The sequence below is a fragment of the Allohahella marinimesophila genome (assembly GCF_039538005.1).
Taxonomy (GTDB): Bacteria; Pseudomonadota; Gammaproteobacteria; order Pseudomonadales; family Oleiphilaceae; genus Allohahella; species Allohahella marinimesophila.
Window position 1 is genome coordinate 24,481 of record NZ_BAABBO010000012.1, and the last position, 13,031, is coordinate 37,511.

The following is a 13,031-nucleotide window of genomic DNA, read 5'->3' on the forward strand; positions in this document are numbered from 1 at the left end:
CTCAGGCCATCGTGTCGAGCAGCGTACCGAGCACGGCGTCCGCCGTTTTCACCACTTTGGCAGAAGCTGTCGCCTGAACTTCATACAGTTTCAGGTCCACAACCGCACTGGTGATCTCATCGAGTCCGCTCGCCTGGCTCAGGCCTTGCTGAACAGCCTGGGGTTGCGTGGTACCTGTAGTCGTCGCCTGGGTCAGCCGTTCTGCGGAGGCCTGCATGCCCCGCATACCGTTCTGCATACCCTGGACTCCGGCATTCATTGCGCCACTGATCATAAGCCACCTGCCTGTTTCGTTGCCTGACCGCGCCATCAAATATGACGCTGTCTGGACGGGAGCCCTACTTGATAAGAAGGGCTTCAGCCGCAGTATCTACGCTACCAAGCAGCTGTTCAATTTTCAAACAGCATGATGTAAAGAATCGTGAGGGTTCGTATGCCGACTTTTTGTGTACCTTGTTTCCAGTCAACGAGAATGTAATCAGTAGTTGGGTTGCTGCCGAACAGATCGCCAGCGTCATAGCCGAGGACAAAACCGAAGAAGTCATCATCACTGGTTGTCTGCACTTCTAACCGACCAGCTAGGCCGACCAATAGATATGTACTGCGAGATCGGTCTCCGGTCTGGAGGGATGCATAGTCCACACCGGCTGACAAGCTGAGGGTTATGAACACGTGCATCTTCGGTAGCTGAAAGTGACAAGTTGACGGTAGACGCAGCTTTAGCAGCTTCACTTTGCGTCAGTTATCGAATTGACCGTGTCGACCAGCCCCTCTCGCAAACCGGTCGGCCCCGGATAGGGCTTCGCTTTCAATGATGGGATGGCCGTTCCTGCCTTCGTTTTGCAGGGCATCCGCCAGTGACAGGTCCCACTGGCGATAGGCTGAGGCCCGGTCGGCGAGCATGCATTGTTGAGGGAATTCTGCTATTTGAGCGGCCAGTTCTTCGGCGGCAAAACGCGAGGTGCCATCAGGCACGACTCGATTGGTAAGCCCCATCTGCAGGGCTTCCTGCGCATGGACGGGGCGACCGGTCAGTATCATGTCGAGCGCCCGGGACTGGCCAACAATGCGAGGCAGACGAACAGTGCCGCCATCGATCAAGGGCACGCCCCACCGTCGACAGAATACGCCAAATACTGCGGATTCTTCGGCAACACGCATATCGCACAGCAGTGCCAGTTCCAGTCCGCCGGCGACGGCATAGCCGGAAACAGCCGCGATGACTGGCTTGCTCAACAGCATTCGGGTGGGGCCCATGGGCCCGGGACCTTTGCCATCCTCATCAACGATATTACGTCTCTCAGGATCGCCCAAGGCAGCCAGATCAGCACCAGCACAGAAGCTGCCACCAGCACCCCAGAGCACCGCAACTCTCAGCTGGTCGTGCGATTCAAAGTGATCGAATGCTTCCCGCAGGGCTGCGGCTGTAAGGCGGTCCACTGCATTTTTCTTGGAGGGCCGATCCATAATGATCGTGCAGACCTGGCCATTTTCTTCTACGCGTACTGGAGAGTCTTCCATGTGCCAAGCCTCCGCTTTATTTGAAACTAAAGTAGTCCAGACAGGTTCGCAGCCGCTTTAACAGCCCGGTCAGCCTCAGGTGCATCCTCTGAAAAATTCAGGGTGCCGAGCAATGGCGCGTGGAGCAGTTCTTTCAGCGTCGCCAGGTTCTCCGCTTCTGCAGCCATGACCGCAGCAGTGGGCCGGTTTGCTACCCAGCCAGCGAGCTTCAGGCCACGCGCCCGAATGGCTTCGCAGCTTAGCAAGGCATGGTTGATGCAGCCCAGTCGTAGCGCGACCACAAGAATCACCGGATAGTCCAGCGCGACAGCCAGGTCGGCAAAGGTTTCAGTTTGGCCGGCAGTGCTGCTCAGGGGCACCAGCCAGCCGCCAGCCCCTTCCACGATCGCGAAGTCAGGCTGCTGTTCAGTCAGCACCCGCTCGACATGAGCCTTCAAGCTGCCGACCTGCAGTTGTTCGTGCTGCCCTCCCCGTTGCGCGGCGATGTGCGGCGCTATGGCGTCTTCGAGTTGAACAGGATTGATATCGCCATACTCAACGGCCGTCGTCGAGGCCGCCTGCAGCTTGAGCGCATCATCATTGCGCAGCCCTTCAGGGGTCCGCTCGCAACCGGCGGCGACAGGTTTGAGCCCCAGTGTCGACAAGCCCTTGCCCGCGGCGTGAGTCAGAAGCGCGCAGCCCACGAAGGTCTTGCCGACATCGGTATCAGTGCCAGTCACGAAAAAACGATAAGTCATTGCCGCTCCGCTCTGCTCAATTGCCTACATGGGTTTCTGATAGGAGATAAAACCCGCTTCATAACTGAGTGGCACACCCTCGGGCTGCCGCTGCTGCTCATACGCAGCCAGAACAGCCTTCATCCGGCCGGGCGTGGTGAGCTGCTGACGCGCACCGTGCAATACCGTGTGTGCGCCTACGGCCTTGACCGAGCGCATGGCGTCGAGCGCCGAAGGAAAGTACTCGGTGAAGCGCTGCCGTGTCACAAGCGCATCAGGCGGTGCGGCAGCTTGAAGGTTTTCCAGTGGCTCAAAATTGTTGATGTGCTGAGCCTGGTCCAGTCCTGCCCAAGCGGCCTGAATTTCAATAAGCGAGCCGGGCAACAATGTTGAACAGACCAGCCAGCCTCCCGGCCGAAGCACCCTGACTGCCTCATCAAGCCAGATCGACGGCTGCTCGAGCCACTGCATGGCGAGATTGCTGAACACGACATCACAGCTATTTGAATACAGCGGCAGGCACTCGAGATCAGCCTGCAGTGGCGCGAGCTGAACACCTGGCTTTTGGGTTTGGCCGTGCTTTTCAGCCAGCACGTCCAGCATGCCAGCTGATCGATCAAGCGCGACCAACAGGATATCCCCGGCAGCCCTCGCGTCAGCCTGCATGGCTCCGTCCTTCGCCCGCCAATTCCGAAGCAGGCTGGCGAGCGGGTCGGTGAAATAACCCGTGCCACAACCGGCATCGATGACGCGGCACTGGGCGTGCTGGGGGCCTTTATGCTTCAGGCGCTCGGCGAGCCCGTTCAACAGTGACTCACCGATTCGCCGCTGTATGCTGGCGTGATCGTCGTAGCTTTTGGAGGCGAGGCTGAAGGAGCGATCGACGTGTCGCTTATCCATGGGCTTCAAGCCTCAGGTCCTGCGGGTGTGCGGTCTGAATGAAGTCTTTGCACTGCGTGGCGATCGAGGCACTGCTCAGCTCATCGGGGTAATGACCAGCATGTGGAATAAGCGTGACAGTGGGTCGCGGCATCCGGCCAACAGGCAGGCCAGCGACGAGCCTGTCCGAGGCTTTTGCCACACTCTCACCCGTTAGTGGATCCAGCTCTCCAAACAGCGCCATAGCGAGTATCGGAGATGAAGCGAATGACGCTCGAAGATCCTCGCGCCTCAGAAACTGCAAACCCTCTTCCAGGACAGCACTCGGGGCCGAAGCTGGTGAGTCATTCAGCATCTTCAGCGCCTGCTTACGTCGACTGCCTGGCAGCTTGCTGCACTGCAGCATATTGAAGGCGCGGATGGTTCGAGACTGATCCTTTGCAAGATCGGCGAACATGGTGTCTAGAGCCGCCGCGGGCATGCCAGGCCAGGCTGTTTCAAGTGACTCACAGAATCGTGGATTGGTGCCGAACAGTACCAGGTACTCCTTAGCGTGGCGCAGATCCGGCTCACCAGCTCTTCGTCGCTCAAGCCACTGGAGCAGGTGCAAACCGCCGAGTGAGCAACCGAGCCAGAGCACCGGCGTCGCTGCTTCGCGGCAAGCGCTGGCGAGCAGATCCAGCTGGCTGTAGAGCGTAGAGGCGCTGGATTCGAGCGGCAGGATCTGAATGCGCGTGTGGGTAATCGCCCCGCTGTTTTCAGTAATCAGCGCTTTCTCGAGCGCATTAGCAAGGCACCCATAGCTTCCAGTCGTTTGCGCCCACCCACCAACAATTATGATCTGCAGTGCGCTCATCGCCCGACCAACTCGGCCAGCGCCTGAACCAGTTGATCGACATCGTTCTCGTCATGTGCAGCTGACAGGGTGATGCGCAGTCGGGACTGGCCCGCAGGCACGGTCGGTGGCCGGATTGCCACCACCAGAAAGCCCTTGTCGAGCAGCGACTTGCTGAGATTGACGGCTGCCGAGGCCTCACCGACAAGCAATGGCTGTATGGCCGTGTCGGAAGGCATCAAATCCAGGCCGAGCGCAGAAACTTTTTTCCTGAAGCCTGCGATCAGCTGCTGCAGATGCGGCCGTCGCCAGCCCTCGCTTTGAAGTAGCTCGATACTCTGTGACGTGGCAGCCGCCAGCGCTGGGGGCATGGCCGTGGTGTACATGAAGGTCCGGCTTTTCTGGATCAGCGTCTCGATCAGCTGTTCACTGCCAGCGACGAAAGCGCCTGCTGTGCCGAGGGCCTTGCCAAAGGTACCCATAAGTACGGGCACGGCAGCTTCATCCAGACCGTAGGCCTCACAGGCGCCACCGCCCTGCTCGCCCAGAACGCCCAGACCGTGGGCGTCGTCGAGCTGCAAGGCTGCGCCAGCCTGAGCGGTGCAGCTTGCCAGCGCATTCAGATCTGGCACGTCGCCATCCATGCTGAACACACTGTCTGAACTGACAAGCACCCGTTGCTCGGATGGCGCCAGTGCCGCAAGTCGCTCTTCCAGATGCTGCATATCCGCATGACGATATCTGACGAGCTTCGCCCCACTGATGGCGGCAGCATCCAGTAGTGACGCGTGATTCAGCTTGTCCTGCAGCAGAACATCCTGGCGGCTCAGCAATGCAGAGGCAACGCCAAGGTTGGCCATGTAACCAGTGGAATACAGCAGAACTCTGGAGCGCCCAGTCAGACGAGCTAGCGCGTCTTCGAGCGCCGCATGTGCAGAAGTATGACCGCAGACGAGATGGCTAGCGCCTGAGCCGACGCCGTAGATATCGACAGCCGTCTTCAGCGCCTTGCCGACAGCCGGGTGAGCAGCGAGACCGAGGTAATCATTGCTGGAGAAGTTGAGCAGGGTGCGGCCGTCAATAGTGACTCGTGCGCCCTGCCCGCCTTCCAATAGACGCAGCTGCCGGAATTGTCCCGCATCTGCGATTTCAGCGAGGGTCTTTTCGAGCCCCCAGCTGGCTGGCAACGGCATACTTAGCCGGCAGCATTATAGAATTGTTCCTGACCAGCCTGGCTCGACGGTACAGAAGCCAGCGCAGGATGCGCCTGTTGTACAGCCAGATGCTCAGGCTGAATGCCGAGCTTGCCGAACAAGGCCATATCAGTATTGGCGTCCGGGTTAGAAGTGGTCAGCAGTTTCTCACCGTAGAACAGGGAGTTCGCGCCAGCAAAGAAGCACATGGCCTGCATCTGCTCATTCATGGTCTCGCGACCGGCCGACAAGCGAACGTAGGACTTCGGCATCATGATGCGCGCGACAGCGATGGTGCGAACAAATTCGAAGGGCTCCAGCGGCGCCTGATCTTCCAGCGGGGTACCCTTCACAGCGACGAGCATATTGATAGGCACGCTTTCAGGATGATGCGGCAAATTGGCCAGCTGCTTCAGCAGACCCGAACGATCGTTCGCACTTTCACCCATGCCCACAATGCCACCGCTACACACTTTCATGCCAGCATCACGGACGTGCGCCAGTGTATCCAGACGGTCGCCGTAAGTACGGGTCGTGATGATCTCACCATAGTATTCAGGCGAGGTATCCAGGTTGTGGTTGTAGTAATCCAGACCGGCTTCAGCAAGCTCCGCCGCCTGCTTTTCTTCCAGCATACCCAGCGTCATACAGGTTTCGAGACCGAGCTCTTTCACGCGCCGCACCATCTCGACCACGTAGGGCATATCCTTCTCACGTGGATTACGCCATGCGGCGCCCATGCAGAAGCGACCTGATCCGGCGGCCTTGGCACGCTCAGCGGCAGCAACGACCTTCTCAATCTCCAGCAGCTTCTCTTTTTCCAGGCCAGTGTTGTAGTGGCCACTCTGTGGACAGTATTTGCAGTCTTCAGGGCAGGCACCGGTCTTGATTGACAACAGGGTACTGACCTGAACCGCATTCGGGTTGAAGTGCTGCCTGTGCACGCGCTGCGCTTCGAACAGCAGATCATTGAACGGCATGGCAAACAGCTTGTTGACCTGCGCGACTGTCCAGTCGTGACGAACGGCACCGATGTCAAAAGCACCAGGATCAGCTGAGGCAGATGTATTTTCGGGTGACCATTGCGATACAGATGTGACAGACATAAGCGTTTCCGGTATAAGCAGCGTCGATTAAGGATTGATCAATCACGATCGTTGAACATTCAAGGAGTGAAGTGTTCATGTTCCAGCAAAAGCTGTCAACTTTTTTGCGCCCTCAAGTTTACAGGCTAGCTCATTGGCTTGATAAGAGCGCAGCCCATCTCGAGGCAGGATTCAGACGTCCATTGAGGCGCTGTCTATTGTGCGGTTCAGGTGAAACGCATGACAGCGCCCTATGCGAAGGCTGCTTTGATGATTTGCCACGCGTTCGCTCACCCTGCTCTGTCTGTGGTGGCAACGTTGGAAGCGCCCGACTGTTGCACCCTGACCTGGCGGCGAGCATGCCGCCAGACCTCATCTGTGGTCAATGTGTTAGGGTTCCACCTGTCTATGAGAGGGCGCGATGTGGTCTCGAGTATGAGTTCCCGGCCGATGAATTGATTCGCAGCATCAAGTATCGGGCGGCGCTCCACTGGATTCCGCCATTGGCTTCCAGTGCCTCAGCTGAGTTCAATGCCCTGCTTGACGGATATCAACCTGAAGATGTTTGCCTGGTACCTGTGCCGCTTCACCGCAGGAAAGCCTGCCAACGTGGATTCAACCAGGCAGCGGCTATCGCCCTCGCCCTGGCCGCACCTCGACGTTTCGCAGTGGAGAGCCAGCTGCTATTTCGTGCCAAAGCGACCCGCCCTCAGGCTGCGCTGGCCCCGGAAAGCCGCCGCGAAAACATGCGAGAAGCTTTCGTGGCAGATCAAGGCCGCCTGGAACGGCTACGCAGGAAGCGCAGCGTCAGCATCATCGTGCTGATCGACGATGTCATGACGACCGGCGCAACGGCCGATGAATGCACACGGGCACTCAAGGCCGCGGATCCAGCATTGACCGTACTGGCATTCGCTCTGGCCCGAAAAAGCCAGTGCTGACGCAGGACGCTACCGGTGCTCTTCCAGCAGTCTAAATTTGATGCCACTTGCCTGAAGTCGCTTCAACATTGGCTCACCTAGGCCCATGACTGGCGTCACCACGCCGTAGACTTTCGGCAGACGACGGGCGTCCTGAACCAGGCAGAGCCCGGTTTCGGCCAGCATCTTGGCTGTTTCGTCATAACCAGGATCCTTGCCCGACACGCTGGTCAGCACTTCCCGCTCTTCAGGCTCATCGCCCTCGAGGCTCAACTCGCCACGAAAAATCACTTCGAACCAGGACTTCGCCCGACGATGCTCTGAAGGTCCGGCATTGCTCCCTGCCTTCGACAGCAGCCATTCACGTGAGGCCCTGATCTGCGACAATGCAAATACGCCGCCGAGGAAAGCAGCCCCGCCCACTATTCTCAGCAGGCTCTCCACCTTGACGTAGTGACCGTAAGTGAATCGACCGCCATAGCGTGGATCATTCGCGGCCGACCGCAGAATGATCTGTGGATCGATGGTAGGGAACGGACAGGCCCACGCATCCAGCACTTCACGCTTCGAAAGTTTCGGGAACATGGGTCGAATGACTCGCTCCGTGTCAGGCTTGTCGAGATCGCTGCGCTGGAGCAGATAGGTCTTTACCCGCGAAAAGGCATGAATGGCCGAGGATAGCGTTCCACCAGAAAGCCTTCCACTCGCACTCACAAAGCCCTCTACAGCCAGGTCGCTGTTCTGCACACTTTCATTGGAAAGCCCGCGAGTCAGCTGCTGCACCGTATAAAACGCACCGAAATCGTGGGGAATAGAGTCAAAGCCACAACAGTTAATGATCTTTACCTTGCGTGCAGCGGCAGCTTCATCGCACCTGATTCGCAAACCATCGACGAATTCGGGCTCGCCTGTGATATCAGCGTAATGTGCTCCCGCGTCAATACAGGCCTTCACCAGTAATTCGCCGTGATGCACGAAGGGGCCAGCCGTGCTAAGCACAACTTTTGCTGATGCCGCCATCTGGGCCAGTTCGCCAGGCTTCCTGGCATCAGCCTTGATCAGTCCAATCTGATCGCTCAACGCAGGATTGATGGAGACCAGTCGTCGTTGCAGTCGCTTGAGCTTCTGTCGGCTGCGGCCGGCGATGGCGAAGTGGAATTTGGAGGAGAAACTGGCGCGGGCCAGATACTCGGCAGTGAGCTGGCCGGTAAACCCCGTGGCGCCAAAAAGTACGATGTCGAACCGTCTAGATGCTATCATTCAATCCTTGTCCTGATGTGCCAAGCTGCCTTGCGCGACGCATACCCTCGGGCATAACAGCCCAGGCTCTCGGTTTTCAGCCATTGTACGTAAACCCTGTAAAGCCTAAGGTTTTTATTCTATTAGCTCAATTTCTTGCTAATACTGACAGGAAACAGGTCATGACTGACGCAAGCAAACCCATCTCGCCGAACGAGGCCAGCTCCGGAGAAGCCATGTCCGACAAGAAACAATTCGCCATCGTCATGCTGTTGGCCGCCATGTTTATCGCCTGGATTCTGAGCGACAGTATCCACTCGACAACACTCAATAAACGACTCGTCGAGGACAAGACGCTACAGGCCTACCCCTATCCGTTTCGTGTTCTTGAGGAGCACGACGGCGTGGTGACCATGAGCACCCTGCACGGTGAAAATGTGTCGCTCACTCAGGGCCTCAGAACTGTATTTCCCAGGCTTCAGGACGTCAAGGAAGATTCACCCGAGATGATTGATGCGCAGAAAGAGTTCGCCAGCATGCAGGCCCGTGCACAGCAGATCATGCTTGAGCATGACGATATCGAGGCGGTGCAATGGGTGGTGGATGAGAGCTGGTTGCGGTTGAACAAGTATGATTTGCCGGTGACCTTGCGCTAGCGTTTAAATAATAAACAAACAGCTTGATTTTTGATCACCTCGAATTTAATATGCGCTCCGCTGTCAGGGAGACAGCGCAGTACGTCGAATAATGCTTACCACAGGATGTGGTTGCGTTAGCCTTCAAAGCCTCGTCTTCCTCCAGCACTTCCAGTCCAGGATGGACATCATTTGCTCAAGGAGGACGCATGCGCGCGTTCAGTTTCACTTCGTTCGTTTCCAGAAAAAAGTCTCTTGGTCAGGGCATGACCGAATACATCATCATCGTTGCGCTCATTGCTGTATCAGCTATCGGCGTATATGGCATGTTCGGCTCTGCTGTCCGCAACCAGGTCGCTGGTATGGCGGCTGAGATCGGCGGTCAGTCAGGTACTGTTGCGACGGGTCGGGCCAACACTGCGGGTAAGGATGCCCTCGATATTTCTGCGGCCAATGATCGCGCCAACCTGTCAAACTACGACAAGGCTGCCACCAAGGCCATTGAATAACACCCTCCCCCCGCACTGATAAGGTTTTCAGCCAGGTAGTCGACCTACCTTAGTAAAGGAATTCGAAGATGCGACGTTTGAAAAGGATTTCAGACAGCAGTACGCAGCAAGGGAATGTGCTCGTTTTCTCGACGCTTTTCATGGCAACCGTCTGCCTGGCTTTTTTACAGATCTACGACACGGGAAAAATCAGTCTCGAGAAGACGAGACTTCAGAATATTGCTGACTCAGCGGCCTACAGTGCGGCTGTGTTACAGGCTCGCGAACTCAATTTTCACAGCTATATGAACCGGGCAATGGTCGTCAATCAGAGTGCCATCGGGCAGATGGTTGCCATCAGTTCTTATATGCAGATTGCCCAGCAGAGCCAATACAACGCGGACATTTTGCTTGAGAAGATCCCGGTTGTAGGACCGTTCTTTCGCGCTGCCGAAATCGCGCTCGGCACCATCAATATGACAACGCAGATCGCTGCATCGACAACGACTTTTACACTCGACACCTTGATAGGGCTGTTCAGTAAAGCGTCGCTGGCCTGGCATGCGTCGACCACCGTTCAGCTGGCGGAGTCCATCCCTGCTCTGGTCAAGGACAATGATCCCGCTGCCGAAGTCAACGCAGCGAGTGCGTTCTACATGGTGAGTGATCTAGCAGCCTTCAATCGTTTCACACGTCGCTGGTCGGTTGAAGATACTGAGATTGGCTCAGCAACGCCGGCTGATCGCGCCGAATCGAGAAGACAATTCGACAGCTTCAGAAACATGGTGCTTGCCAGCCGCGACGAATTCGTCAAAAAGCGCTCAAATACCTTTTTCAATGCTCGTCTCATCAAGATGGTTCAGCGAGGCGGCACGGAGTTCGGCAGAGTGCCTGGTAAGACCAACCCCTATTACAGCTGGTCTGCTGTGGATACCTTGAGCGTCCATACGCGAGATCTTGGTGGCTTGTTCGGCGGCGATTGGAATGAAGCCCTGCCTGTCGCCTGGGGAAGACAGGCCACCCACCATGACACGGCATTTGAATGGTCTTCGGTGAACTCAAATGGCTGGAATAAGGCTGCACGTACGAATCGCTATGCCTGGCAATCAAATCAACTGCGAGACCTCGCGGGAGAGCAGTTTTTCGAAGGCAAACGCAATACACCCGAACACATCGCCCACTATAAGGTCGGTGAGGGCCGCAACAACGGATTTGGCATGCCCGCTCCAGGAGTCACTACCGGCGCTAATGTCCACGGCCTGCGGGATTTCTACCAGCTTCGCACACCAACCCGTGAAGAGATGGACACCGGCATCAGCGGGAGCCCGATTTTCAGAGTGTTGATTCAGAAGCCTTTGACCGCCATCAAGGACAGTAGCCGAAACGATACCATCGTGCGTCAGGATGGCAAACTGGCCCTGCGCACTGCAGATGCCAGAACGGCAGCATTGGGCAATATGCATGCGACTGCTGCTGCGAAGGCTGTTTATGAGCGCTCAAGTGACCTCTGGCGCCGCCGGGACAACCGATACGAATTGGCGAATCTATACAATCCCTTCTGGTATCCACGACTGGCCGAGTTCGAAGGTAAGAGTGCTTTGACGGCGGCAATTACTGGATTGGATGCGGTGGGGCAATGATGAACATTTCGATAAAGCCAATACATTCCGGCCAGGCGCTTACTGAGATGCTTATTGTCAGCAGTTTCGTGTTCGTACCAATGATGCTGGCCCTGCCCTTGCTGGCAAAGTATCTGGACAGCCGTCACAAGGTCGAGCAGGCCGCAAAATATGCAGTCTGGGAACGCACTGTATGGAGCGAGACCAACTCTCCTTTTGCGCAGCACAACGCCGTGCGTTCCGATGCACAGCTGCTCAGTCGGGCTGATCGCCACATATTTGCTCATGAAGTTATGCCAATCGGTGACACAGCTCCCGGCGCCGATAACTCGGCGTCGCAAGGACCAGGCGCTGAAGGCAGGAGTTTCATGCAGTTCATCCCGCCATCGAGCGGCTCCGCTCAGGCAGGTGTCACCGAAACGTCGGCAGGCCAGGTCTCATTGCTGCTGCCAGCTGGCGATCAAAAGGAGCGACAGCTGCATAGCCTGACTCGCGTCAATGGCTCGCTTGGTGGAGTTGGGGCTGCGGCGATAGATCTTCTTGGCGATATTTTCGAGAAGACCGACTTCAAACTCGACACAAATGGCTACGTAAAATATCGGACCCACGTAAACCTGCGTCCGCTGCCCTGGCATCGGGGGATGGATTCGACCGGCCTGCCGGAGGCGGGACTGACTTATGGGGGTAGCCTCGGCATGTTGACGAATGGCTGGCAGGCTGCTGGCCCCGCCGAACAAAGTGGCCAGCTGGCGCAACTGAATCCGACTGGCAAACTGGGTGACAGCGATTTCGTTCCCAAGTTGCTCGAAGTCGCCTCATGGACGCCGTGGACGGAAGAATTCAGAGAACTGAAGCTTGGTCAGTCCAACATCGACACGCTACCGGCCGATCTTCTGAAACCCTATGTGGTGAACCGATGAATACAATGTGCAAGAACAGGTGGCTGGGTCTTGTGATCCCCCTTCTGCTAAGCGATCTGGCATTTGCCGAAGAGCACTGGCCCGAACTTGATTTTCCTCCAGAGGCGAAAGTGGAGCTCATTGCCGAGGAGAGCTGGGTAGCGGGTTTCTTACCAGTGCGGATATTTGAGGTAACCGCCATTAGCCGAGAGAAGGATATCTTCAGTTGGCTAGCCGCAGACTGGCTTCGTAATGGGCGTCACTGTTTACTCAATTCAGAGCCTTTGGAGGCATTAGAGGACGTGCCCCCGGGGTTAAAGCACAAACCAAAGGTGCTGAGCTGCCTTCTCGACGAGTACGTTGTCGTCGGGGAGTTTTCCGCCGGCCTGCGGGGAGCAGCCCTTATTTCATTGAGTGCACCCGCACGTGCCAAGAAGCGGCCGACGTCTTCAACAGTGTTGGCCCTCCAGTCGTACGTGGGTGGCCGAATTCTGAGTCAGGAGCATAATGACTTCGGTCCTAGACAGGCAACGACCGTGGCGCTTGAGGCTAAAGGACAGCCCGACTTTGTGGTAGGTAGCCTGGCCGGTGCACTGATCAAGAACAACTGGCGCGTTGAGCGACTGCGCGGCCTGCCCGGCTCTGGTCATATGGGCCGTGAACTGGTCGCTGTACGCGAGGACGAGCGACTACTTGTTTCGGTGCAGGCACTCGGCACGGCTTACAGTGGTGTCGTAGCCGTTATCGAGAAGGGTGGAGAATAATGGGCAGAACTTTGAAGGCTCGCAAAGCATGCGGCGCCATCGGTATCGAATATCTGGTTTGCCTACTCATGCTGGTTGCCGTGCTATTCGTCCCTCTGGGTGAGGACGGCTTACCTCAGGCAAGTGGAAAAACGGTTGGCGAACGACTCGTCGATGGTATCAGGGCCAATCACAATGCCTGGGTATATGCGATGTCGATGCCGGATGCGCGATAAGCGCTAACCGGTATCACTCTATA

The 13,031-nt window shown here is 56.9% G+C and carries 16 protein-coding genes; 7 read left to right on the top strand and 9 right to left on the bottom strand.

The genetic code is table 11. From position 1 onward, the window contains the following. Position 1: 1 nt before the first annotated feature. The 8 genes from ABD735_RS13935 to bioB form a co-directional block, all read right to left on the bottom strand. The gene (locus ABD735_RS13935; protein ID WP_344807457.1) at positions 2–274 is read right to left on the bottom strand and encodes a flagellar biosynthesis protein FlgE; all 273 of its coding nucleotides are present in this window, start codon (positions 272–274) and stop codon (positions 2–4) included. Positions 275–390: 116 nt separating this feature from the next. Further along, on the bottom strand, positions 391–678 hold the full coding sequence (locus tag ABD735_RS13940) for a hypothetical protein (RefSeq protein ID WP_344807458.1): 288 nt from the start codon (positions 676–678) through the stop codon (positions 391–393). Positions 679–738: 60 nt separating this feature from the next. Beyond that, on the bottom strand, positions 739–1,521 hold the full coding sequence (locus ABD735_RS13945; protein WP_344807460.1) for a crotonase/enoyl-CoA hydratase family protein: 783 nt from the start codon (positions 1,519–1,521) through the stop codon (positions 739–741). 26 nt (positions 1,522–1,547) lie between these two features. Beyond that, entirely contained in the window at positions 1,548–2,258 is a 711-nt protein-coding gene (bioD, locus tag ABD735_RS13950) for a dethiobiotin synthase (RefSeq protein ID WP_344807462.1), read from the bottom strand. Positions 2,259–2,282: 24 nt separating this feature from the next. Then, the gene (locus tag ABD735_RS13955) at positions 2,283–3,137 is read right to left on the bottom strand and encodes a malonyl-ACP O-methyltransferase (protein WP_344807464.1); all 855 of its coding nucleotides are present in this window, start codon (positions 3,135–3,137) and stop codon (positions 2,283–2,285) included. Then, positions 3,130–3,972, bottom strand: a complete 843-nt coding sequence (locus ABD735_RS13960) for an alpha/beta hydrolase family protein (protein WP_344807466.1) — start codon at positions 3,970–3,972, stop codon at positions 3,130–3,132. The genes ABD735_RS13955 and ABD735_RS13960 overlap by 8 nt, the downstream gene beginning before the upstream one ends. After that, positions 3,969–5,144, bottom strand: a complete 1,176-nt coding sequence (gene bioF / locus ABD735_RS13965; RefSeq protein ID WP_344807468.1) for an 8-amino-7-oxononanoate synthase — start codon at positions 5,142–5,144, stop codon at positions 3,969–3,971. The genes ABD735_RS13960 and bioF overlap by 4 nt, the downstream gene beginning before the upstream one ends. 2 nt (positions 5,145–5,146) lie before the next feature. Continuing rightward, the gene (bioB, locus tag ABD735_RS13970; protein WP_425548619.1) at positions 5,147–6,124 is read right to left on the bottom strand and encodes a biotin synthase BioB; all 978 of its coding nucleotides are present in this window, start codon (positions 6,122–6,124) and stop codon (positions 5,147–5,149) included. 464 nt (positions 6,125–6,588) lie between these two features. Here bioB and ABD735_RS13975 point away from each other — a divergent pair, with 464 nt between their 5' ends. Continuing rightward, a complete protein-coding gene (locus tag ABD735_RS13975; protein ID WP_344807472.1) occupies positions 6,589–7,170 on the top strand; it encodes a ComF family protein in 582 nt (193 codons plus the stop codon). 9 nt (positions 7,171–7,179) lie between these two features. On the opposite strand, the gene ABD735_RS13980 is transcribed toward ABD735_RS13975, so the two are convergent. Next, positions 7,180–8,409 (bottom strand): saccharopine dehydrogenase family protein, encoded by a 1,230-nt coding sequence (locus tag ABD735_RS13980; RefSeq protein ID WP_344807474.1) that lies wholly within the window; start codon positions 8,407–8,409, stop codon positions 7,180–7,182. 161 nt (positions 8,410–8,570) lie between these two features. Here ABD735_RS13980 and ABD735_RS13985 point away from each other — a divergent pair, with 161 nt between their 5' ends. The 6 genes from ABD735_RS13985 (at position 8,571) to ABD735_RS14010 (ending at position 13,008) form a co-directional block, all read left to right on the top strand. Beyond that, on the top strand, positions 8,571–9,044 hold the full coding sequence (locus ABD735_RS13985) for a hypothetical protein (RefSeq protein WP_344807476.1): 474 nt from the start codon (positions 8,571–8,573) through the stop codon (positions 9,042–9,044). A 188-nt stretch (positions 9,045–9,232) separates the two neighbouring features. Further along, on the top strand, positions 9,233–9,532 hold the full coding sequence (locus ABD735_RS13990; protein ID WP_344807478.1) for a Flp family type IVb pilin: 300 nt from the start codon (positions 9,233–9,235) through the stop codon (positions 9,530–9,532). A 68-nt stretch (positions 9,533–9,600) separates the two neighbouring features. Beyond that, complete coding sequence (locus ABD735_RS13995) at positions 9,601–11,151, top strand: Tad domain-containing protein (RefSeq protein WP_344807480.1); 1,551 nt, start codon at positions 9,601–9,603, stop codon at positions 11,149–11,151. Beyond that, on the top strand, positions 11,148–12,050 hold the full coding sequence (locus ABD735_RS14000; protein ID WP_344807482.1) for a hypothetical protein: 903 nt from the start codon (positions 11,148–11,150) through the stop codon (positions 12,048–12,050). The genes ABD735_RS13995 and ABD735_RS14000 overlap by 4 nt, the downstream gene beginning before the upstream one ends. Continuing rightward, positions 12,047–12,793 (top strand): hypothetical protein, encoded by a 747-nt coding sequence (locus ABD735_RS14005; protein WP_344807484.1) that lies wholly within the window; start codon positions 12,047–12,049, stop codon positions 12,791–12,793. The genes ABD735_RS14000 and ABD735_RS14005 overlap by 4 nt, the downstream gene beginning before the upstream one ends. Then, positions 12,793–13,008 (top strand): hypothetical protein, encoded by a 216-nt coding sequence (locus ABD735_RS14010; protein WP_344807486.1) that lies wholly within the window; start codon positions 12,793–12,795, stop codon positions 13,006–13,008. Before ABD735_RS14005 ends, ABD735_RS14010 begins: the two co-directional genes overlap by 1 nt. Positions 13,009–13,031 lie beyond the last annotated feature (23 nt).